This is a genomic window from Bradyrhizobium sp. LM2.9 (assembly GCF_054056555.1).
On sequence record NZ_JBSRYJ010000001.1, the window covers coordinates 71,888 to 93,930 of the forward strand.

Below are 22,043 nucleotides of genomic sequence, written 5' to 3' on the forward strand. Positions count from 1 at the left end.
AGGTGCCGCTTTTATGCAAACTACCTTGACTAATCTTGTCTAGCGCTGCGCAGCGCTCCGTGCATGGATGACTCGGTTGAGGTTTTCGAAACGCCTGGCTTTGCCGTCAAGCGGATTTGGCTGGAGGCTGGGCTGTTGGCGCAATACCTGCGTGCGGCGGTGAGAACGTACCGAATCGTAGAGGGACGCCCTCAAAACTGAGAATGCCCTCGTTGCTTCGGCCACGTATCCGACCTGCGTCAGGTCAGCTATGGTAGGTGGGTCAGAAACGGTTCGCGGTTGCCCCGTCTAACTGTCCAGCTCTAATGATCTTCGCCAACCTGGGTAACATAGGGCTGTGTCGATTCCGAGAAGAGGTGCGCGATGGAGGGCAACGTTTGGCGCTGCCGCACGTGACGCCGAAGGAAATACGGCAGGGCCGTCGGAAAGCCGAGCTATTGCGGCAGGGCGGCTCTCCCAGCAACGACCGCCGGCAGTTGGCCATTGTCTGCAGCTGGGAGGGCAGCCTTGCGCAGGAAGGCCCGAGGTCCGGATGCCCACCCCATCCCACGACGACCTCCCGCCCTTTGATGAGGCCGACGGCTACAAGGCAACGAGAGCTTGGTGCAGGGTCAAAAGCCAACTGGTTTGCAGACCACCACTCCCGCCTTGCCGCCGCGCGCCGAGAAGAGATCGAGGACGATCGCCAGATACCCGCAATCCCTCGCTCTTCCACACACGTCCGAAATTCCGCGATCTACTTTTGGTTCGTGAGCGCTTAGCCGCAACCCTATTGAGGCTGGCTTGACGTTTTGCGGAATCGCCACGGCATGAGGTCTTCGATGCGGCTATGGGGATGGCCGTCGATGATTGTCTCGAGTGTTTCGGCGATGTAGGCGGCCGGGTTGACGTCGTTGAGCTTGCAGGTGGCGACGATCGAGGCGAGCAGGGCCCAATTTTCAGCCCCGACCTCATGCCCGGCGAAGAGAGCATTTTTTCTGGTCAGGCAGATTGGCCGGATGGCGTTCTCGACAGGGCTCGTGTCAAGCTCGAGGCGCCCGTCTTCGAGGAAGCGGGTCAGCCCTGGCCAGTGATTGAGCGCGTAGCGGATGTTCTCGGCGAGCGTCGAACCACTGGAGATCATCGACAGCTGCTTCTCGAACCAAAGCTTTAACGCTGCGACCATGGGCAGCGGATGCTCCCTGCGCGCGGCCAGCCGGATGTCCGGCGAGGAACCACGCACCATGGCTTCGATAGCGTAGAGCCGTGCGATGTGCCGAACCGCGGCCTCGGCGATCGGCGATTTGCTGTTGCGGGCCAATTTACGAAGCGCCGGCGCAAATGGCTCCAGCAATGCACGACCGTCCACGGCCCCTGCGGTCGAGCAACTTCGGTCAGCCGGTCATAACCGTCACAGGCATCGCATTGCAGGAAGCGTCCATTAAAGCCATGCAGGAACTGCTCGGCGAAGGCGCCGCTGCGAGCGGGAGCATATCGGAACAGCACGATCGGAGGACTTGGGCCGCTGTGGCCGCGGTCGTCAGAGACGATCGCCCAGAAGTAGCCTTTCTTGGTTTGGCCACGTCCGGGATCGAGCACCGGTGCCGTGGTTTCGTCCATGAACAGACGATCTGCCTCCTCCAGATGGCGGCGCATGTGGTCCGCTACAGGTTGGAGATGGAAGCAGGCGCGGCCGGCCCGGGCAGAACGATTTCTCGGTGCCCCAGTTATCCAGCCGCCTGGGGACGCCGCGCTTCTTCCGGGCGGACCAACCTCCAATCCAGCCCTCGAACAGGGCTGCGAACATCGCTGGCGATATGCGCATCACGCCGTCTGCGATCGTTGGCCAAACGAGCTTGCAGCCTTCGAGGCGCTTATGAACTAACGCCAGGCCCGTTCGATCCCTGACCAAATTCTTGATCCGGTCCGCTCGTTTCAATCGGAACACGAAGGCTGCGCCGCTGAACGGATCGAGGCGAAGCATCTCCTGCACCTTCGCCGCAAGTCCATCGTGGCCACAGCGGGTCGATGGGCCGCGTCGCGATGTAAATCTTCAGATCGGCGCCAGCCGCGATCATCGTGACGCTCGCACTGCGCGGATCACCCGGGACAGCTGCTCGCCATCTATGGCTGTGTCCGTCCGCAGCACGACATCGCCGATCGCGATCTCAAGCTTGATCGCCCGAACGTGACGCTCCTCCAACGCGCTATCCACGACCAACGTCGCAAATGTCGGCTGCGACGGCTCGCACGGCGCCGCCATGCGTCGCTGTCGGAAGCGTCGTCCCAATCGTAAATCTGCCAGCGCCTCGCTCCGTCCTTGCACGCCACCTCGGACTTGGGCACCGGGTCGCAGACTCTCCGCGACGATCCGAGCTCTCTCAGCCTCCGAACGCACGCGGCGGCCCGAGGGTCCTTCAAGGACCTCCAGCCGGCTCACCGGCCCTACCGATGAGCCGTCCAAATGGACGTCCTTTTTGCCATCCAATGCCATCCCAAACCTCCGTCCAGGCCGGAGGCTTCTTCGCACGTTCATTCGAATTCTGAAGCAAGGGTATCGGCTTCGCGCTTACTTTGGTTCGAGCGCTCGACCGAGAAATCGTTCTGCCCGGGCCGGCCGCCCGGAGCGATAACGGCTTTGTCGGTTGGGCAGTTGAACTGCCCCTCCGCTGGGGCCGAGGCCATTTTTCTTGTGTCAAGCCGGGCAGTGCGGCGCCGGCCGACAACCGAAGTTTATCCGCGAGCACATGAGTCATAGCTGTGCGGCTCTTCCGTCCATGAGACCCGCAGCATTTACCAGCGAAGCACGGACAGGCGAGGCACTGCCTCGCAACTAACCGTCCTTTTGTTTGCTCACAAAACATTTGGCAACCGCGCTTGTCTGCTTTCAACATTCCAATCAATCACTCGCACTGCTCAGAATCGGCCAAAGCAAAATCCATTGCTCGGCCAGCAGAAAGGTTGCATCACACTCGTTATCCGACCTACAGTAGCTTCTAATCATATAGTGATACTAGGCTTTAATGTTGACACACCTTTGTCGTCACCTTTACGATCGCTCAGCTGGAAGAGAATCGAGTGCATCTATGGCGAACTCAGTGGTGAGCAGAGAAGGAAGCAAGCTGTACGCCTGGAGCGCCCAACCGCAGTCCAGTGAGCGCGGCTCTGCCACAGAGCTCGATAAAATCGATGCTCAGCTTCTTGATCTCGTGCAACGCAACAATCGTCTCACGAGCGAGCAACTCAGCGCCCTGGTCGGCTTGTCCGCGTCAGGAGTTCAACGTCGTCTAAAACGCCTGCGATCAGACGGCGTGATAGAAGCGGACATCTCAATCATTCGTCCAAAGGCGGTCGGCCGAAACGTAACCGCGCTTGTTCTCATTACTTTTGAGCGTGGCCAGGTCGACATCGTTGACCGTTTCAAGCAGGCAATGCGCAAGATGACAGACGTGATGAGCGCATTTTGCGTTGCCGGTCAGGCCGACTTCGTGCTTCTCGTTACTGCAAATGATATCGAAAGCTATGAGGACTTCACCAAGCGTCTGGTTGGAGAGCATCCCAACATCAAGCGCCTTGAAACGATGATCGTCTTGGACAGGGTTAAGGCGGGCTTCACTTTGCCGATCGCTTCTTTTGCAAGTGTTGCCTACGCATTGCGTGGCGCCTGACGATTGCTGGTCATAACCTCCGCCAGTCTGGCTCGCGAGATGTTGCGATCAGGACTCCAGAACACCGACCGCGGCAGGAGAAGTGCAGTTTATACGCACGCTCTAATGAGCGGGGGCGCATGTTGATCTTTATCTTCATGCACGCGAGTTCAGGTCTTCTTCAGCGCCCAAACAATTATCAAAGAGAACTGAGTGCCAGCTAAGCCCGTAACCACCAAATCGCTGTGCTGTATCAAATAGTGATACCATCATAATTACTTGACACACGGTTGCTGTGGCGACAATGTTGCCATACGGAGAATTGAAAATGGCGAGCCTTTATGAATGAACGTCCGCATGCCTCAGCAGAGGCGCCAGCAGCCTCGATTGATCCTTCCTTTGCGCGGCATGCACTTCAGCGCATGGCATTCATTCGTGGCTTCGAGGAAGCATGCCTGAACCTGAGCGCTGGTGCGGAAGCGCTGATTGCCGGCTCAATCCATCTTTGTGCGGGGCAGGAAGCGATTGCTGTAGGCGCTTGCGCCGCGACTAACGACGATGATCGCATCATCGCTACCTACCGAGGCCACGGGTGGGCGATCGAGGCGGGACTCGACCCCTTTGAGATCCTCTCGGAAATTTGCCATCGGGAAACCGGCATCAACGGAGGGCGGGGTGGTTCAGCTTATTTCATGGGCCCTGGCACCAAATTTATTGGCGAAAACTCGATTGTTGGCGCAGGCGCCGCAATCGCGAATGGTGTCGCTCTAGCGATGGGCAAGACGGCGGGTGTCGTACTCGTCTCGATCGGCGATGGGGCGATGAACCAGGGGGCCTTGCACGAGGCTATGGTTTTTGCCGCGTATAAGAAGCTACCTGTCATCTTCATCTGCGAAAACAACGGGTGGTCAGAGATGACACCGATAGATCGCATTGTCCCGATCGAACGGCTATCGCGTCGCGCGGGTGGTTACGGTATCTCCGGCGCCACCATAGATGGCTGCGACCCCATCGCAGTTCGCGATACGATTTCTCTAGCGATCGAGCATGCACGAGGGGGCAAGGGCCCGTCCCTGATCGAATGTAAGACGGTTCGACTGTGGGGACACTACAATCGGGACATTGAGCACTATCGGCCCAAGGCCGATCGGCTGAAAGCCGCGGACGCCGATCCGATTCTGCGCCTGCGTGGGCGGCTTCTTGCAAACGGTTTGTTTTCGGAAAACGAGCTTGACGCGGACTTCGTTGCGATAAGGGCGCAAATCGAGGCGCTGGTCGAGCGCGTAACGGCGGCACCGAGGCCGGATCCGGCCAGTGCGCGCCTCCACGTAGTATCGGCGGAGGCCGCCCTCCCGCGTCCTACGCTGCCGGTTATTGCAACCGAGCTCACCTACCAGCAGGCCGTAAACGAAGCTCTCAGGGACGAACTCAATGAGCGGCCTGAGGTTCTCGTTTTCGGCGAGGATGTCGGGTTTGCCGGAGGAATTTTTGGCTGTACCCGCAATCTTCAACGCGAGTTCGGCGAAGATCGCGTCTTCGACACGCCTATTGCAGAGGCATCGATCCTTGGAGCCGCGGTCGGTGCCTCGATGTGCGGCCTACGGCCGGTTGCCGAGATCATGTGGATGGACTTTCTCCTCGTTGCGCTTGATCAATTAGTCAATCAAGCCGCAAACGTGCGATATGTCACGCAGGGCAAAAGCAGCGCCCCGATGGTCGTGCGCCTTCAGCAAGGTGCCACCCCGGGCTCGTGCGCGCAGCACTCGCAGTGCCTCGAAGCATTCCTCGCGCATGTGCCTGGCCTGAAGGTCGGGATGCCGAGCACGCCACAAGATGCCTACGACATGCTCCGTGCGGCCGTCGCGGATAACGATCCCTGCATCATTATTGAATCCCGCGCGCTCTATCAAACAAAAGGGCAAGTTACGAAGACTATTTCCAAACTCGGGTCGGCGCAGCTTCGCCGCGGGGGCTCAGACGTAGCGATCATAACCTGGGGCGCGATCGCAAACCGTGCTGAGGAGGCGGCCCAGATTCTTTCAGCTAAAGGTGTGCACGCCGCAGTTCTGGACCTCCGTTGGATCGCGCCGTTGGATGAAACTCAGCTCATCTCAGTCGTTAAACAGTGCAGCGGCCGGGCCGTCATCGTACATGAAGCGAACCTCACTGGTGGGTTCGGCGCTGAGATTGCTGCGCGGCTTACAGAATGCGGCTTTGCAAATTTCCAGCGTCTAGGCGCTCCTAATACCCGCATCCCTGCGTCGCCCGTGTTACAAGCAGCTCTTCTTCCTTCCGTGGAGGCGATCTTGGCCGCCGTGGATCGCGTGATGTCGCGCACTTAGCGGCGATCATGCGTCCAAATTACAGTTTGGCTAATAGCTGCGAGACAATCATGGCCATTCAAACCGAACCTGGACCCGGCACCAGAAAACGTAAGGCGAAGCAGGATGTAGCTAAAGTGCCTGCGCCGCGCATTCAGTCGCTTGGGCGAGGCTTCTCCGTCCTGTTCCTCATTGCCAAAAGCGAAAATGGCCTGACGGCCTCGGACATTATCAAGGAAACGAAGCTTAATCGGCAAACGGTCTACCATATTCTTCAGTCGCTCAGTGCTCTAGGAGTCGTCGTAAAGAACCACAACTCCCAAAGGTATCTCTTGGGATTGAAAGTCGCGGGCCTAATCGAAGCATTCAAGCGCCATCTGGCGCCGCCAGAGCGCCTTGCACCTCTCGTTCGGGAGATCGCAAATCGTACAGGTGAGACCGCCTACGCCGTCGGATGGACGGAGGGCGAGATCGTAGTCATCTCCGCAATGCGCGGCAGCGCGACCGTAACAGCCATCGATGTACCGCCCGGCTACTTCGGTAACGCACATGCGCGCGCCTCCGGCAAGCTGCTTCTCGCGCTTTCCAGTCCTGAAACCAGAAAGGCCTATTTCGAAACACGCAAGCTACAGGCGCTTACACCTCGGACCATCACGGACATTGCGGCGCTAGAGAAGCATTTTGCGCAAATTCGCAAGCAGGGCTACTCCCTCGAAAAGGAAGAGTTTGTCCCGGGCCTCAGCTGCATTGCCGTCCCCATCGGAGATACGGACACAGGCTTTGCGGTTGCAGTGTCGGCCCCATCGCACCGCGTGGAAGACAAGTTGACGCTTTACCTCAAGGTGATGCGCGAAGTCGCGATGCGAAGCGATTAATAGACCGGATTTGCCGTGTGGTAGCGAAGACTATGGGCAATCTCACCACGGCCTTATCAAGTTGTAGCGAGCGACGCTTAGCGTCGCGTTGAACCAATGTGAGAGAATGCGGGTCTCTCGCAAAAATGATGGAGAGTCAGACAATGGAACGGACCAACCTACTGCAGCGGCCTTATTCGGCCTACGATCGGAAGGAAGTCGGCCCGGACACCGAGCTTCTGAAGGTCGGAAAAGGCACGCCAGCAGGCGAATATCTACGGCGCTTCTGGCAGCCCTTCGCTTTCAGTTCGGAATTCACCGATGTTCCCATGGCGGTCCGGCTTCTGGGCGAAGACCTTGTCGCCTTCAAGGACGGACAGGGCAACTACGGTCTTCTCGAGCGCCGCTGTAGTCACCGCGGCGCCTCGCTAGAATTCGGAAAGATCCAACAAACCGGAATGCGATGCTGCTATCACGGCTGGCACTTCGACGTTGACGGCCGCATTCTCGATATCCCAGGCGACTCGTCGGGGTTGAAGAATCGTCTCTGCCAGGGCGCCTACCCCGTCCACGAATTTAAGGGTTTGCTCTTCGCCTATATGGGGCCGCCGGATAAGAAACCGGCCTTTCCGGTCTATGACGCGCTTGAACGCGAGCCCGGCACGCAGTTCCGACGCAAGGACTTGGCACCTTGTAATTGGCTGCAAATCCGCGAAAACGAAACTGACCCCATGCATATTTCGCAATTGCATTGCGGTCTGTTTGGGATCCAGTTCACTGAGGTGTTCGGCCAGGTTCCGGTCGGCCTGCAGTGGTTCGAAACCTCCATCGGCGTGATGTACGCCGGCACCTTTCGCTGGAAAGATAAGGTGTATATACGCACGAATGACTTAATCATGCCGAACCTAACGCGGGTGGCGGGGATCGAGGATGCCGAAGGAGAGGTGTTCAACGATATCCGCGGCGGATCGACAAACTGGGTCGTTCCGATCGACGATTGCAACACGATGACTATCGGCTGGCGGGATATCGAGCCGGAGGTTGAAATTCCGGGCGTCGCGGCATATCTCGACCGTCAGCGCAAGGGCGGCGCCGAAGCATTGTCTACGGCCGGCAACATCGATACCCAGAGCGGCAATCGCGATTACGAAGAGCGGCAACGAGCGCCGGGCGACTGGGATGCATTTGTGTCTCAAGGTTCAATGACAATCCACGGCCGCGAACATCTCGTGGCCAGCGACCGGGGCGTTATGACCTTTCGGAAAATGTTGAAGGCCGGCATAGAAGCAGTACAAGCTGGAAAAGACCCGCTTGGCGTCACGCCGATCGAGCAGGCCAGCTCGGTTATCCGCACACACGCCCGAAACACGGTCTTGCGCATTCCTAGGGCTTCGACCGAGCGAGAAGACAAGGAGGCGTGCGGCCGAGTTGGCAGGTGGTACGCAGATGCCCTTCGGGAGCACGAATTTGAAAACTCGCCGCAACCGTCGGCCAAGCGGCTCGAGGAAATCCGAGAGCAAGCGGTGGTAATTTTCAATGGCCAGAACGTTGCCACCGGCTAGTCAAGACGTATTCAAAAAGCGGAACACAATGACTAGTCGGCACGCAGTCTCGAGTACTGCCCTCTCGTCTGTTGATATTTCCGCAACAGCGAGAGAGCCATTGACCCCACGTGTCCAGGATAGTGAGCATCGTTTGAGTGTGTACGGATCCGGGGTCAAGGCCGTGGCGCGAGCTGGTGCCACCATCCTTGAGACCTTCCTGGAGCAAGGAGTTGAATACCCTCATGGTTGCACCACGGGGTTTTGCGGACTCTGCAAATCCCATCTCCTTTCAGGCCAAGTTGAGCACCTCGACTATATGGACTCGGCCTTATCGGACGAGGAGAGGCGTGTTGGGCTGATATTGCCGTGCTGTGCCATACCTAGTTCCGACTGTCTCATCGAACCCGCGGTCAGCGATGTGCCATTGCCTCCAGTGGTGTCTCTCGAGGCAGAGATCTTGAAGATCGAACCAGTGAGCCCAGAAGTCCGGCTCGTCCAATTGCGCTCCCCACAACCATTTGAGTTCCTGCCGGGTCAATACTCATCCCTTACATTCGAGGGCCTACCTCCCCGTGAGTTCTCCATGGCGAGCAAGCCCGGGAGTTCCGTGATCGATTTCTACATCAAGCGCGTGCAGGGTGGTGCCGTCACCGACGAAGGGATGGCACGCGCGGCGGTAGGCGGCCGCGTCACCATGAGCGGTCCTTATGGCACCGCGTTTCTGCGCACCGACGATGCTAGCCCGATCGTTGCGGTTGGCGGAGGTACTGGTATTGCTCCAATTCTATCGATGCTCTCGAGCGGCCTTGGCAAGGAGATAAAGCAAGACATCCGTCTCTACTTCGGGGTTCGCAACGAGGCCGATCTATTCTCAGTGGATCAGTTGGAGGGTCTCGCCAGCGCGCACAAAAATTTGTCGGTCAATGTGATCCTCTCGTCGCCAGGCGTCCAATCGGCGCGCTGGCGGCGGGGCCGCTTGGATGCCGTTCTGAAAGCGGACCTGGCCTCGACAGACATGTCGAGCTGGCGCGCTTACATCGCGGGCTCCCCTAAAATGGTAGACGCTGTTGACACAACGCTTGCCGCCATGGGCGTTCCTTCAGGTCGTCGACATTGCGATCCATTTCTAACGACAGCCGATATTCATCGTTAACGAATGTGACCCTTTCGCACGATCCAGGAGAGTCGACGTGTCGAAGACATTTGTTTTACCTGCCGGCCAGGGCATGGCCGTTCAGCTCGGCAACGCCCAGACCGTGCGCATCACCAATACTTATGGAAGTCAAGTCGTCGATACATGGGCGTTCAATGCAAGCGAGACGCCCGAGTTCATGTCCATGGAGCATACCCGAGCATCTCTTAAGAGGCTTATGCCTGGCCTCGGCGAGTCCTTCGTCACCAACAAACGTCGGCCTATTCTTACGTTGTTGTCGGATTCATCTCCCGGCATCCATGATACTTTAATTGCCGCCTGCGACCGCCATCGCTACGAGTTGCTGGGCCACATCGGCTATCACGCCAACTGCACCGACAATCTCGCGGCTGCGATGCAGGCGATCGGGATGACCTTGCCCGAAACCCCGTGTCCCTTGAACCTTTTCATGAACATTCCTGTCATTCATGGCAATCGGCTCGATTGGTGCCCACCTGCTTCGAAGCCCGGAGATCACGTCGCATTCCGGGCGGAGATGGAGGCCGTCGTTGTATTTTCAGCCTGCCCCATGGATTTGCTGCCCGTCAACGGCGTGGATTGCTCTCCAAATGACGTGGCAGTGTCGATTGACTAGTTATGGCGTGGCGGCCTCTGCTCATTCAAACGGACCGACCTTTTGGCCTCGGATCGGTTCCACACTGTCTGGCCAGAACAAGAAGGGTGACGATAGAAGCGGAGTCGATGGATGCCGAACAGTATATAGCTCGTACTCGTGGCGCTCTGCACGGCGTGGTAGCGGAAAAAACTATTAGCACGATGGCGCCGTCTGCGGCTTGGATCCGCGAGCTGTCTCCGATCGTACGTTCAGATCTAGCCGCGAGTGGCAACAACTGCATCATCAGCTCGTACCTTCGTCACCTCGTGTTGCTTCTGGATCCAACTGCCCTCCATACCTTGCTCCGTGACGAGAGTGCCACAATCTCACCGTCTTCTGACCGCGACGTCACAATAGGTGTAATGCGTGGGGTTCGCTGAGTTCGACACCAAGAGAATGGAAGCGGCCGCTGACCGGCTGTGCATAGGAGGCGATTGATGCCGAGCTGCACAACGAAGGGGCGATCTTGATCGATCGTACGCTATTGGAGTGGGCAGGCTTTGTGCTCAATGAGCGTGTCGAGATCTACAACATCGAGACCGGCACACGCTTCGCTACTTATGTCATCGAGGCGCCGAGGGGATTCGGAGCTGGTCCCGGTTGTCCGAACAGAATCTCCGCGGTGATAAGTGGAGCCTCTGCCGGGGTTAGGCTGCCAAGCGGATTGGCAGCGGGGTGAAGTAGGCTTGATCAGGTGTGCTGCCGTCAAGGCTCGAGTGGGGACGGCGGCGATTGTACAACAACGTTTGAGAACGCCCACAGGACCGCTCCTTGCGAAGTTCTTTATCGGCATCATCCTTGGTTTGGTCGCCGAGTTAGTGTTCATGGGGCTGTCGACAAGGCTGATGCTGTCGTTTTTCGCTGCACGCTGGATGGGTCGCGAGCAGATCGTTGGCTGGAAGTTCCAGCATGGATGTTCGACCGGACGGCATGCCCTGACGCCCAGCTTTTGACAGCTCAGCCGTTTGTCAGCATCGACGCACTTGCGGCGCTCTCTGCGCTTCTCGATCTGGCGTTAAAGGATCGAACGCCATCAGCTGCCCTGCTTTCTGGCGCATCCAGAGGGTCTCACGATCAGAATCGGGGAGAGACCCATGTCACGCGAGACGGCAATGCCAAGGAGCGGATACCGACACAATCGACGACCGCGGCTGCAGCAGCAGATGGATCTGTTCGGGGGCGGCCTGGCAAATGGCGCCATCGGCGCGCCCGCTTGGCGGGAGCTGCCGGCGGAAGCGCGAGCGGCCCTCACGAGCCTGATGACGCAATTGATCCTCGACCATGCCGCGACGACAGCGACGCCGCCCACGAAGGAGGCCGGTCATGATCTCTGACAAGGTCAGACCGCATCATCTGGAGCGCAAGGCGATTCTCTACGTGCGTCAATCCTCAGCACATCAGGTGTTGCACAATCGCGAGAGCAGCGCATTGCAATACGCCATGCGGGACCGGCTGACGGTGGTCGGAGATCCAAGTGATTGATGATGATCTCGGTCGTTCAGCCGCCGGCGGGGTACAACGCGCCGGCTTCGAGCGGATGGTGGCGGAGGTTTGCCTCGGTAAGGTTGGTGCGGTTTGCGCCCGCGAGGTCTCGCGCTTCGCTCGCAACAGCCGGGATTGGCAGCAACTCATCGAGATGTGCCGCGTGGTCGATACCGTTCTGGTCGATCAGGAGACAATCTATGCGCCGAGGCACGGCAACGACCGCCTGCTGCTCGGGCTCAAGGGCAGCCTCAACGAGTACGAGCTGGATCTGTTGCGTCAGCGCTCGCTCTCGGCCCGCTACGAGAAGGCGCGCCGGGGCGAGTTAATCGTGGTGGCGCCCGTCGGCTTCGTGAAGGCCGGGGACCGTTATGAGAAGGATCCGGATCGGCGTGTCCAGGAAGCGATCAAGCTGGTGTTCGACAAGGTCGAGGAACTGGGCAGCGCGCGACAGGCGCTCTGCTGGCTTCACGAGTACAATCTCGATCTGCCGGTGAAGCAGACCAACGGCGATACGGCCTGGCGGCGACCGAGCTACTCCGCCATCCACCGGATCATTGAGAACCCGGTCTACGGCGGCGCCTATGCCTATGGTAAGGCGGCTGTGGCGGCGGGATACAGCGCCGCGGGCGTGAGCGTGAAGATCCACCGCAAGGCACGGAACGAATGGCTGGCGCTGAAGCCCAACACCCACGAAGGATATGTGAGTTGGGAGAGATTTGAGGCGATCCGCACGATGGTCAGCAGCAACGTTCCCACGGGTCGGCATCACGGCGCGCCCAAGCATGGTGACGGGCTGCTGGCCGGTCTGATCCGGTGCAAGCGCTGCGGCCGCAAGCTCACGCTCCGGTACTCCGGCATGAAGCACCATATCCCTCACTACAGCTGCAGCCGCGCTTGGATGGATAATGGCGGCCCTCACTGCATCGCCTTCGGAGGATTGCGCGCCGATGATGCGATCGAGGAAGCACTGTTGGGTGTCGTCGGCCCGGGGGCTATCGCCGCTGCAACCGCTGCCGCTAAGGAAGCCGGAGAACGGCGGGATCAGGTGCGCGAAGCGCTCAGTCGCGACCTCGCAGCGGCGCGCTATGCCGCCGACCGGGCCTTCCGGCAATACGATGCCGCTGACCCCACGAACCGGCTGGTGGCGAGCGAGCTTGAAGCGCGCTGGAACAGGGCGCTCGTCCATGTGGCGGAGGTCGAGGGCAAACTTGCCGCGCCTGATGCGAGTACACCTGCTCCCGCCGTTGCTCCGGCCTCGCTCGGCGTCCTGGCGTCGAACTTGCGAACCGTCTGGTCAGCGCCGACGACCGATGCCCGTATCAAGAAGCGCATCGTGCGCACCCTGATCCATGAGGTCGTGGCCGATATCGACGATGCGGCCTCCGAAATCGTTCTCATCGTCCACTGGGTGGGAGGCGTCCACAGCGAGTTGCGCTTGCCCAAGCGCCGGCGCGGACAGCGCAACAGCACCTCTGCCGATATCATCCAAGCCGTGCGTCAACTGGTGCTGATCGCCAGCGACGATCTGATTGCCGGCCTCCTCAACCGCAACGGCCTCAAGACTGGCAACGGCAATCGCTGGACCCGCGAGCGCGTCACATCAATGCGCTCGAACTATCGCACCCCGGTGTTCAAGCCCCGGAGGACGGGATCGAGCCTTGGCTCAATCTCAGCAAAGCCGCGCAGCTTCTCAAGATCGCGCCCAAGACGCTCCGGCTGGCAGCGGAGGCCGGCGAGATCGAGGCCATCCATCCCTTATCTGATGGCCCTTGGATCTTCGCCCGCGCCGCACTCACAACATCCGCTGCACAAGCCATTACCGAACGGGCGCGGCTGAACCCAAAATATCCCGCAGGATCGCATCCCAACCAACAAAGCCTCTTCTCTTCAATCACATAGCCAGATGGGTGTTTCGATGCGCGATTGTAGAAGTCGAGATATCGGCCGATCGAGTCGCGCGCCTCGCTGACGGTCTCGTAGGCCCGCAGATACACCTCCTCGTACTTGACGCTGCGCCACAACCGCTCGACGAACACGTTGTCCCGCCAAGCCCCTTTGCCGTCCATGCTGATGGCGATGCCGTTGCCAACGAGCACGGCGATGAAGGTCGCACCGGTGAACTGCGAACCCTGGTCGGTATTGAAGACGTCAGGCCGGCCGTGCCGCGCCAGGGCATCCTCCAGGGTCTCGACGCAGAAGGCCGCTTCCATCGTGATCGACAACCGCCACGACAAGACACGTCGAGTAGCCCAATCGAGCACGACAGCGAGATACACGAAGCCGCGCGCCATCGGGATGTAAGTGATGTCCATCGCCCAGACCTGGTTCGGACGCGTGATCTCCATGCCGCGCAGCAGGTACGGATAGATCTTGTGGCCAGGCTCCGGCTTCGTGGTACGGGGACGGCGATAGAGCGCATCTATCCCCATTCGCCGCATCAGCGTTTTGACATGCCGGCGGCCGACCTTGCACCCCTCGGCAGCCAGCAGGCCTCTCAACATCCGCGAACCGGCGAAAGGAAACTCCAGATGCAGCCGATCGAGACGCCGCATGATCGCGAGATCGGCGTCCGACACCGGGCGCGGCACGTAATAGACGCTGCCACGGCTGATCTGCAACACTTCCGCTTGCTTCGTGATCGACAAATCGTGCTCGCGGTCGATCATCGTTTTGCGCTCAGCAATCCCGCCTTGGTGAGCGCGCTTTCTAAATGATTAAGCTGGTAGCGGAAGTCGATCGGCCGCGTCTCCATCCAACTCTTCAGATCGGCGGCGGCCGCAATCATCGTGATCCTCGCACTGCGCCGATCACCTGCGACAGCTGCTCGCCATCTATGCTGTGTCTGTCCGCAGCATGACATGGCGGATCGCGCTTTCAAGCATGATCACGGAACGTGACCCTCCTCCATAGCGCTTTCCACGACTAGCGGCGCGAATGTCGACTGCGACGCTTCGCACGGCGCCAGCATGCCGCGCTGTCGAAACCGTCGTTGCCAATCGTAAATCTTCCAGCGAGTCTACCGTGCTTGCGAGCCACTTCGGACGCCTGGGCACCGGGTAGTCGCCTCTGGGCCACGATCCGAGCCCTCTCAGCCTCCGAACGCGCGCGGCGTCCCGATGCTCCTTCAAGGACCTCCAGCCGGCTCACCGGCCCTACCGATGAGCCGTCCACTACTTTTGCTTTAAAATCCGATCCCAAACCTCCGTCCGAGCCGGAGGCTTCTTCGTACGTTCATTCGAATTCTGAAGCAAAGGTAACGGGTTCGCCCTTACGCGATCCCAGTCATCCCCGTTTACCGGTCGATCGCCCTCAAGTCCGCAGCAGCAAGCCCCAGCTGCCGTATCGGCGCGCTTCATGAGACCGACGTTGGCGTCTGCAGACTCTGCAGACGATCTTGAGGTGGTCATCGTCACTCCGACGACCACGCCGGCCGGCCTCGACAACCTCGCACCATTCACCCAAGCTGCACGATTGCTGCCCTTAAGATTTGTTATGCTGCACACGCCTTAACCTGACAAGGCAACCGATCACCGGACGGACAGTGAGCGGGCGGAACACGATTACTTGCTCGGACATACGATCGAGTTGTGCTTTGCAGTGTGCGCGATGAAGGCTCGCTCTCCCCGGACATCATGCGCTCGTTAGTTCCACATATTTTCGCACTCGAGTACCGGCGCATTCGTATGAGAGCCGGCTTCGTCTACACCCTCAGGACGAGTCCAGCGCCTCCAGAGAGCGCCTCCGTTCTTTCCCCAGCACGGCCAGCCGCTATGGTCTGCACTGCATTCTGCGGCGTCTGGCGTCTTAAGTGACAATAGCGTGAAACAGAACCGTCGATCGGATACTTTGCTTGGGCTTACTGCTGGCGTTCGCCAGCTGACACAAACCGTTCGCCTCTACTGCCGCGAAGCCGCGATATCGCTGCTCCAGCGGTCATCAGCCCGCACATTTCCTGGCCTGCGCCCTCCGCGAAGCGATCATTGCTCGCCACCAAAAATAACGTTGGTTTCGTTTCATTGACTATACATCGAACGCTCCTACCATTTACAGCGTTAGCGGGATTTTCCATTGCGCGGGATTGAAGACGAGTACATCCCGGCTTCGAGACCATCTCGCCTTTTGCCGCCGTCGCGTCGGCCACCACAGATGTGCCGAGCGTTTGTTCAGGGGATCGCGGATATGAAAGTGACTATGAGCAACTCAGCAGCCCTGCAGGCTGTCATTCCTAAAGCGGACATCATCAAGCGCGCAATTTGCCTTGGTGCCGAGGTCCGGAACGTCCAGCTGTCGGATGATTTGCCAGATGAGGCTATCCGCGCGATAAACTACTTGCTGCTCGAGCATAAGGTACTCTTCTTCCGTGATCAGCAGTCCCTTAGTGAGGTCCAGCATGAGCACATTGTCGTCCGGTTAGGCGTTCTGGCCTCAGATAATAAGCTCGGTACGACCACGTCGATGCAGTCGCTTCTGCATCTAGGTGCCGGCAGCGATCCTCGCGCTGACCAGTGGCATCACATGGCGGTTACATTTGAGGGTCATCCAAGGGTCTCCCTCCTGCGCAACCTGATAACTCCGCCCTATGGCATCGATCATGTTTGGTCGGATATGGCGGGTGCATATCGGAAACTTCCGCTATCCTTGCGTATGCTCACCGATCAGCTCTGGACAGTTCACAACAGTATCCATAGCTATGCCATCGAACCGCACGCCGCCGAGGGACCAGAACAGCGTCTAACAAAGGTGTTTACCAGCACGATCTCTGAGGGCGAGCATCCGGTCGTTCTCGTGCACCCCGAGACAGGTGAGCGCGTCCTCGCAATCGGAAATTTAGTGCAGGGCTTCGTTGGCCTGCATAAATATACGAGCCAGAAGCTCCTTAGTCTCCTACACTCGTATATCACGTCGCCAGAAAACACGGTGAGATGGAGTTGGATCCAGGGTGACGTTGCGATTTGGGACAGCCTCGCGGCCCAGTAATCATCAGTTGAACGACGATAACGATCATCATCACTTGCAACACCGCGTAACAACTAGCTGCGATGCGCCACTCAGCATCGACTCCCGTCCACGCGCTCAACGCGCGCCAATGCCGCGGGCGTCCAAGGCTCGCAAAGCCGACAGCGAAATGCGCACTCGCAGCTCGCCTTGGTGATATAGATTTGTCCCACAGCCCAGATGCTTGCGCCCGTATGGCGCACGAGAGCAGGGCACTCGATCATTCGTCCTTGTGCCCTGGATCGCTGCACATTCGCGATATCTTCGACGGACTCGCGTTCATTTCCACGCGTCGACGCATCCAGCCATCGCCTCCTACATGGATGATATTAGCGAGGCGTCTTGGTCGTAATTGCTAAACTTGGAACAACCATCGGTGCACTTGCCCTCGGCGCATTGGGAATACTCAACCGAACGAGTGCGGTCCTGCGTTCACGCCTCTGGTGATTGCCGTTTTCGATGCGCAGCCTCGCGCATGCGCAGCTCTATACGAATTCGCGCACTGCGGATGGCGCGCGGATCTACATGGCGGCCCGCACCTTAACGCCTCACGATGAAGTTCTGCACTTAAGAAGACAATGCGCCGAATATATGCGCGCCAGAGCCCTATCGCTTGACAACTTTCACCTCAGTTTGACGTAGATGTACTTGCTACGGATTCGGCCGAAATGAAACATGCGAAGAGACAGCATTGCCAGATGACGAATGTGAGGCGAAGAAGGAACCCTACGAACATGCCATCGGGAAGCTGGGCGCCGACGTTAGAGCTGGTCCCGGTTGTCTGAACAAAATCTCCGCGTCGATAAGTGGAGCGTCTGCCGGGGTTAGGCCGCCATGCGGATTGGCGGCTGGTTGAAGTAGGCTTGATCCGGTGTGCTGCCGTCAAGGCTCGAGTGTGGACGTCGGCCGTTGTAGAAGTCGAGATAGCGGCCAATCGAAGCTCGCGCCTCGCCGACCGTTTCGTAAGCTCGCAGATAGACCTCTTCATATTTGACGCTGCGCCACAGCCGTTCGACGAACACATTGTCCCGCCAAGCCCCTTTGCCGTCCATGCTGATGGCGATGGCTTGGTTGGTGAGCAGGCCCGTGAAGGCCGCGCCAGTGAACTGCGAGCCCTGATCCGTGTTGAAGATTTCGGGCTTGCCGTGACGCGCCAAAGCATCCTCCAGGGTCTCGACGCAGAAGGCCGCCTCCATCGTGATCGACAACCGCCACGAGAGAACCCGGCGGGTTGCCCAATCCAGCACGACAGCGAGATACACGAAGCCGCGCGCCATCGGGATATACGTGATGTCCATCGCCCAGACCTGGTTCGGCCGTGTGATCTCCATGCCGCGCAGCAGATACGGATAGATCTTGTGACCGGGCTCTGACTTGGTCGTGCGCGGACGGCGATAGAGCGCCTCTATCCCCATTCGCCGCATCAGCGTTTTGACATGCCGGCGGCCGACCTTGCACCCCTCGGCAGCCAGCAGGCCGCGCAACATACGCGAACCGGCGAAGGGATACTCCAGATGCAACCGATCGAGCCGTTGCATAATCGCGAGGTCGGCGGAGGGCACCGGACGCGGCAGGTAATAGACGCTGCCACGGCTGATGTTCAGAGCTTCCGCTTGCCTAGTGATCGACAGATCGTGCTCACGGTCGATCATCGCTTTGCGCTCAGCAACCCCGCCTTGGTGAGCGCTCCTTCTAAAAAATCGTTCTCCAGCGTCAGCTCTCCGATCTTGGCGTGCAACGACTTCACGTCGATGGCCGGCCCGGCAGATGCCGCGGGACCTGCCCCGAAAACGTCAGAGGCACCGCCCTCCAGTTGGGCCTTCCACGCCGTGATCTGATTGGGGTGGACATCAAAGTGCTCGGCCAACTGCGCCAGCGTTCGATCGCCCTTGATGGCGGCCAGCGCTACTTTCGCCTTGAAGGCCGGGGAATGGGTTCGGCGGGATCGTCTGCTCATCGTCGCTCCTGTCTGCGGCAACTATCGCCGCATTCAGGCAGAAACTCCACTTATCGCGATGTTCAGATTTCTGAGACCAGCTGTGTTGCCCATTTACCAACAGCGCCACCTCTTATAGCAGCCGCTATGTGCAGCCTGATGTATCGCGGCCGGTCCGCGGCTGATGGTCGAAACGCGCGGCGAGGTCGATGCGCTACCCTCGCGGATGCGTGGGAGTGCCTTGAATCGCTCCATGCCTGCCCGACTAGGCTTGCGCGGCGCAGCAGGCAAGCCCCAGCCCGTCGACACTTCCGGACCGTCATCGTCAATCAAGTCAGGTAATCATGAACAAGGTCTATCCCGACGCCAAGTCGGCTCTCGAGGGCGTTCTCAAAGACGGCATGATGATCATGTCGGGCGGCTTCGGCCTCTGCGGCATTGCCGAGGCGCTGTCGGATGCGATCCGCGACTCCGGCGTCAAGGGCCTGACGGTGGTCTCCAACAATGCCGGCGTCGACGGCATCGGGCTCAGCCGCCTGCTGGAAACCCGGCAGATCAAGAAGATGATCTCGTCCTATGTCGGCGAGAACAAGCTGTTCGCCCAGCAATTCCTCGCCGGCGAGCTGGAACTCGAATTCAATCCGCAGGGAACGCTTGCCGAGCGCATTCGTGCCGGCGGCGCCGGCATTCCGGCCTTCTACACCAAGACCGGCGTCGGCACGCTGATCGCCGAGGGCAAGGAAGTGAAGGAATTCGACGGACAGAAGTACCTGATGGAGCGCGGCCTGTTCGCCGATCTCGCCATCGTGCATGCTTGGAAGGGCGACACCGCCGGCAACCTCGTCTACCGCAAGACCGCGCGCAATTTTAACCCGATGATGGCGACCGCCGCCAAGGTCACGGTGGCCGAGGTCGAGCATCTGGTTCCGGCCGGCGAACTCAATCCCGACCACATTCACACGCCCGGTCTTTTCGTAAAGCGCATCGTCGAGGTCGGAACGGCCAAGAAGCGCATCGAATTCCGCAACACCCGCCCGCGCACGGCAAGCTTGAGATCAGGAGAGCGATATGGCCTGGACCCGTGAACAGATGGCTGCGCGCGCCGCGAAGGAACTGCGTGACGGCTACTACGTCAATCTCGGCATCGGCATCCCGACGCTGGTCTCGAACTACATCCCGGACGGCATGGACGTCAGCCTCCAGAGCGAGAACGGCATGCTCGGCATGGGCGCGTTCCCTTATGAGGGTGAGGAGGACGCCGATCTCATCAACGCCGGCAAGCAGACTGTGAGCGAGCTGCCGTCGACCTCGTATTTCTCGAGCGCGGATTCTTTCGGCATGATCCGCGGCGGCCACATGGACCTGTCGATCCTCGGCGCCGTGCAGGTGGCCCAGAACGGCGATCTCGCCAACTGGATGATCCCCGGCAAGATGGTCAAGGGCATGGGCGGCGCGATGGACCTCGTCGCCGGCGTCAAGCGCGTCGTCGTGGTGATGGAGCATTCGGCCAAGGACGGCGCCAAGCTGCTGAAGCAGTGCAATCTGCCGCTGACCGGCGAGCGCGTGGTCGACATGGTGGTGACTGACTTGGCCGTCTTCACCATCGATAAGCACGGCGGCGGCGGCATCGCGCTGATCGAGCTCGCCGACGGCGTCTCGCTCGACGAGGTCAAGGCCAAGACCGAAGCCGAGTTCCGCGTGGCGCTCAAGAACACGTAAGGCCTTCGACCAGGGGCGCGCAAAACGATATGGTCGGCACCCTGAAGACGCCTATCAACTCACAAGCCGCCCTGCAGGCTCAGCGAGGTGCCCCCGCGGCTGATCGACCTCGCACTACGTCGGCCGACCGTAATCGAGGCGTCGAGACGCTCTTGCTTCGGTTGCGGCGTTAACCGTGCCTCTTCGAATTCGTCGCCGTCACATTGGCGGGCGTCGCACCGACCAGCTTTTCATACAGGCCAGGATCGGTCGCGCCCTCGGTGTTGATCAGGAATACCCGTGCATTTGGGCCAAGGCCAATTGCGGTCCGCAAGGCGCAATTGGAAGCCGCCTTCAGCAGAGCTGCGAGACCAACGCCGCCACTTTCGCCTGCGACAACTGGCAGGTCTCCGTCGGCCGGATTTGCCAGACGTTTCATCGCATTGACCGCGTCCTCATCATCGACAGTCATGAAAGCGTCTGCTGCCCGCGAAAGGACCCGCCAAGCGATAAGCGACGGCTCATAGCATTCGAGCATTGCCATCACCGTCGATTGCTCATGCGCCACCTTCACGGGACGTCCGACTCGTGCGCTTTCCAAAAGACACGCTGCACGCGACGGATCCACAACCGTGATGAACGGGCGGTCATGACCTAATAGCACCCAGAAGTGCCCCGCAATGGCAGCGGCAATCCCACCGACACCTGACTGAATAAAGACATGAGTCGGAGACTCCGGCAACTGACGCAAGGCCTCGCGAAGTAGGGCAGTGTACCCCTGCATCACCAACCCGGGAATGCGCTCGTAGCCGGGCCACGACGTATCAGATACCAAAGTCCAACTCTGCTCCTTCGCACGGCGGGTTGCCTCGGCAACTGAGTCGTCATAGTTGCCTTCGACTTGGACAATCTGCGCACCAAACCGCGCAATGGCGGCGATACGCTCATCGCTCACGCCTGAATGAACGAAGATAACGCATCGAGCGCCAACAAGTTGAGCGCCGTAAGCAACCGATCGGCCATGATTGCCATCCGTCGCGCACGAAATGGTCATCCCTGCTGCCACGGCCCTCACTTCAGCCTTGTGTAAGTCGCGCACGTCGAGATCGCGGCCGAATCGCTGACTTGCTTTCTCGAGCACCAATCGGATTACGGCATAAGAACCGCCCAGCGCCTTAAAGCTGCCCAATCCGAGGCGATGGCCTTCATCCTTGAGATGGATCGAAGTAACTCCGATCTCACGAGCAAGGCCCGTTAGCGAAACGAGGGGCGTTTCCTTGTGTCCCTGGCGATAGCTGAGGGATCGTTCCACCTCGCGCGCGGCCGCGACGCTCAACGTCTCGGCGTCTGACACGTCTAAAGGACCGCGGTATTCCGTGTGTCGGTTGAGGAGAAACATGATACGGTTGTGTCACTCGTTGGTGGATCTGAGGGAAGCCGATCGCAAAAACCAACATTCGGATCGCTTAACCAAGATCACCTAGGGCCGGGGCTGGGCTGGCTTGCTTCCCTAGGAAAACGTCGGCAATTATAGCGATGAAATCAAGCAACAATACCTTTATAGAGCCGCATTTCGTCTACGATTGGCACCTCTACGCACTAATAGCTCTCGAAGAGCTCGTACAATGGGGACTAAGGACGATAGATCTTGGCGATCGAATTTGGGAGCGCCAATGCGCCCATGAGCCACCTCAATTCGGCGCGCGGCCATAGGAGTAGAACATGGCAACCATTTTTATCGGCTCCGTATAGACCCATTTACCGGGATATTGCCTC

General features: G+C 59.3%; 16 protein-coding genes and 4 pseudogenes. 13 read left to right on the top strand and 7 right to left on the bottom strand.

What is annotated here, in order from left to right; all coding sequences use genetic code 11:
* Positions 1 to 769: 769 nt before the first annotated feature.
* From ACVWW3_RS00310 to tnpB, 3 genes and pseudogenes are all read right to left on the bottom strand, one after another.
* Entirely contained in the window at positions 770 to 1,000 is a 231-nt protein-coding gene (locus ACVWW3_RS00310; protein ID WP_456647549.1) for a transposase domain-containing protein, read from the bottom strand.
* A pseudogene (gene tnpC, locus ACVWW3_RS00315) lies at positions 998 to 1,635 on the bottom strand (IS66 family transposase); the annotation flags it as partial. The gene ACVWW3_RS00310 and the pseudogene tnpC, both read right to left, overlap by 3 nt.
* A pseudogene (tnpB, locus tag ACVWW3_RS00320) lies at positions 1,520 to 1,990 on the bottom strand (IS66 family insertion sequence element accessory protein TnpB); the annotation flags it as partial. The pseudogenes tnpB and tnpC, both read right to left, overlap by 116 nt.
* Before the next feature lie 1,075 nt (positions 1,991 to 3,065).
* On the opposite strand from tnpB, the gene ACVWW3_RS00325 reads away from it, so the two are divergent.
* The 10 genes and pseudogenes from ACVWW3_RS00325 to ACVWW3_RS00370 all read left to right on the top strand — a co-directional run bounded on the left by ACVWW3_RS00325 (position 3,066) and on the right by ACVWW3_RS00370 (position 13,537).
* On the top strand, positions 3,066 to 3,647 hold the full coding sequence (locus ACVWW3_RS00325) for an Lrp/AsnC family transcriptional regulator (RefSeq protein ID WP_456647400.1): 582 nt from the start codon (positions 3,066 to 3,068) through the stop codon (positions 3,645 to 3,647).
* A 320-nt stretch (positions 3,648 to 3,967) separates the two neighbouring features.
* Positions 3,968 to 5,968, top strand: coding sequence for an alpha-ketoacid dehydrogenase subunit alpha/beta (locus ACVWW3_RS00330; protein ID WP_456647401.1), 2,001 nt, complete (start codon positions 3,968 to 3,970; stop codon positions 5,966 to 5,968).
* Positions 5,969 to 6,018: 50 nt separating this feature from the next.
* Positions 6,019 to 6,822 (top strand): IclR family transcriptional regulator, encoded by an 804-nt coding sequence (locus ACVWW3_RS00335; protein ID WP_456647402.1) that lies wholly within the window; start codon positions 6,019 to 6,021, stop codon positions 6,820 to 6,822.
* Positions 6,823 to 6,965: 143 nt separating this feature from the next.
* Positions 6,966 to 8,363 carry a Rieske 2Fe-2S domain-containing protein gene (locus tag ACVWW3_RS00340; protein WP_456647403.1) on the top strand — a complete coding sequence of 466 codons (1,398 nt, stop codon included), beginning with the start codon at positions 6,966 to 6,968 and terminating at the stop codon, positions 8,361 to 8,363.
* A gap of 28 nt (positions 8,364 to 8,391) precedes the next feature.
* Positions 8,392 to 9,498 (top strand): 2Fe-2S iron-sulfur cluster-binding protein, encoded by a 1,107-nt coding sequence (locus ACVWW3_RS00345; protein WP_456647404.1) that lies wholly within the window; start codon positions 8,392 to 8,394, stop codon positions 9,496 to 9,498.
* A gap of 37 nt (positions 9,499 to 9,535) precedes the next feature.
* On the top strand, positions 9,536 to 10,132 hold the full coding sequence (locus ACVWW3_RS00350) for a DUF1989 domain-containing protein (protein WP_456647405.1): 597 nt from the start codon (positions 9,536 to 9,538) through the stop codon (positions 10,130 to 10,132).
* 505 nt (positions 10,133 to 10,637) lie between these two features.
* Positions 10,638 to 10,832: an aspartate 1-decarboxylase gene (locus tag ACVWW3_RS00355; RefSeq protein WP_456647550.1), complete on the top strand. Its 195-nt coding sequence runs from the start codon at positions 10,638 to 10,640 to the stop codon at positions 10,830 to 10,832.
* A 37-nt stretch (positions 10,833 to 10,869) separates the two neighbouring features.
* On the top strand, positions 10,870 to 11,106 hold the full coding sequence (locus ACVWW3_RS00360; protein ID WP_456647560.1) for a hypothetical protein: 237 nt from the start codon (positions 10,870 to 10,872) through the stop codon (positions 11,104 to 11,106).
* A 210-nt stretch (positions 11,107 to 11,316) separates the two neighbouring features.
* On the top strand, positions 11,317 to 11,487 hold the full coding sequence (locus ACVWW3_RS00365) for a hypothetical protein (RefSeq protein WP_247477844.1): 171 nt from the start codon (positions 11,317 to 11,319) through the stop codon (positions 11,485 to 11,487).
* A pseudogene (locus ACVWW3_RS00370) lies at positions 11,477 to 13,537 on the top strand (recombinase family protein). The gene ACVWW3_RS00365 and the pseudogene ACVWW3_RS00370 overlap by 11 nt, the downstream one beginning before the upstream one ends.
* A gap of 2 nt (positions 13,538 to 13,539) precedes the next feature.
* Here the strand turns inward: ACVWW3_RS00370 and ACVWW3_RS00375 are convergent.
* Both ACVWW3_RS00375 and ACVWW3_RS00380 read right to left on the bottom strand, forming a co-directional pair.
* Positions 13,540 to 14,349: pseudogene (locus tag ACVWW3_RS00375) on the bottom strand (IS3 family transposase); the annotation flags it as partial.
* Positions 14,301 to 14,423, bottom strand: coding sequence for a hypothetical protein (locus ACVWW3_RS00380; protein ID WP_456647561.1), 123 nt, complete (start codon positions 14,421 to 14,423; stop codon positions 14,301 to 14,303). The pseudogene ACVWW3_RS00375 and the gene ACVWW3_RS00380, both read right to left, overlap by 49 nt.
* A 1,394-nt stretch (positions 14,424 to 15,817) precedes the next feature.
* Between ACVWW3_RS00380 and ACVWW3_RS00385 the strand changes: the two genes are divergently transcribed.
* A complete protein-coding gene (locus ACVWW3_RS00385) occupies positions 15,818 to 16,615 on the top strand; it encodes a TauD/TfdA dioxygenase family protein (RefSeq protein WP_456671798.1) in 798 nt (265 codons plus the stop codon).
* Positions 16,616 to 17,457: 842 nt separating this feature from the next.
* Here ACVWW3_RS00385 and ACVWW3_RS00390 read toward each other — a convergent pair.
* Positions 17,458 to 18,590, bottom strand: a protein-coding gene (locus tag ACVWW3_RS00390) for an IS3 family transposase (RefSeq protein ID WP_456647380.1) whose coding sequence is annotated in 2 segments (ribosomal slippage) — positions 17,458 to 18,335 and positions 18,335 to 18,590 — 1,134 coding nt in all. Because the reading frame shifts where the segments join, the coding sequence is not laid out codon by codon here.
* A gap of 323 nt (positions 18,591 to 18,913) precedes the next feature.
* Here ACVWW3_RS00390 and ACVWW3_RS00395 point away from each other — a divergent pair.
* Both ACVWW3_RS00395 and ACVWW3_RS00400 read left to right on the top strand, forming a co-directional pair.
* Positions 18,914 to 19,654 carry a CoA transferase subunit A gene (locus ACVWW3_RS00395; protein ID WP_456671799.1) on the top strand — a complete coding sequence of 247 codons (741 nt, stop codon included), beginning with the start codon at positions 18,914 to 18,916 and terminating at the stop codon, positions 19,652 to 19,654.
* On the top strand, positions 19,638 to 20,288 hold the full coding sequence (locus tag ACVWW3_RS00400) for a 3-oxoacid CoA-transferase subunit B (RefSeq protein WP_456647408.1): 651 nt from the start codon (positions 19,638 to 19,640) through the stop codon (positions 20,286 to 20,288). Before ACVWW3_RS00395 ends, ACVWW3_RS00400 begins: the two co-directional genes overlap by 17 nt.
* 169 nt (positions 20,289 to 20,457) lie before the next feature.
* Here ACVWW3_RS00400 and ACVWW3_RS00405 read toward each other — a convergent pair whose 3' ends face one another.
* On the bottom strand, positions 20,458 to 21,666 hold the full coding sequence (locus tag ACVWW3_RS00405; protein WP_456647409.1) for a diaminopropionate ammonia-lyase: 1,209 nt from the start codon (positions 21,664 to 21,666) through the stop codon (positions 20,458 to 20,460).
* Between the last annotated feature and the right edge of the window lie 377 nt (positions 21,667 to 22,043).

Coding starts and splice junctions, on each gene's coding strand:
- ACVWW3_RS00325 (WP_456647400.1), top strand. CDS start 3,066: ATGGCGAACTCAGTGGTGAGCAGAGAAGGAAGCAAGCTGTACGCCTGG.
- ACVWW3_RS00330 (WP_456647401.1), top strand. CDS start 3,968: ATGAATGAACGTCCGCATGCCTCAGCAGAGGCGCCAGCAGCCTCGATT.
- ACVWW3_RS00335 (WP_456647402.1), top strand. CDS start 6,019: ATGGCCATTCAAACCGAACCTGGACCCGGCACCAGAAAACGTAAGGCG.
- ACVWW3_RS00340 (WP_456647403.1), top strand. CDS start 6,966: ATGGAACGGACCAACCTACTGCAGCGGCCTTATTCGGCCTACGATCGG.
- ACVWW3_RS00345 (WP_456647404.1), top strand. CDS start 8,392: ATGACTAGTCGGCACGCAGTCTCGAGTACTGCCCTCTCGTCTGTTGAT.
- ACVWW3_RS00365 (WP_247477844.1), top strand. CDS start 11,317: ATGGATCTGTTCGGGGGCGGCCTGGCAAATGGCGCCATCGGCGCGCCC.
- ACVWW3_RS00380 (WP_456647561.1), bottom strand. CDS start 14,423: ATGATTGCGGCCGCCGCCGATCTGAAGAGTTGGATGGAGACGCGGCCG.
- ACVWW3_RS00385 (WP_456671798.1), top strand. CDS start 15,818: ATGAAAGTGACTATGAGCAACTCAGCAGCCCTGCAGGCTGTCATTCCT.
- ACVWW3_RS00395 (WP_456671799.1), top strand. CDS start 18,914: ATGAACAAGGTCTATCCCGACGCCAAGTCGGCTCTCGAGGGCGTTCTC.
- ACVWW3_RS00400 (WP_456647408.1), top strand. CDS start 19,638: ATGGCCTGGACCCGTGAACAGATGGCTGCGCGCGCCGCGAAGGAACTG.
- ACVWW3_RS00405 (WP_456647409.1), bottom strand. CDS start 21,666: ATGTTTCTCCTCAACCGACACACGGAATACCGCGGTCCTTTAGACGTG.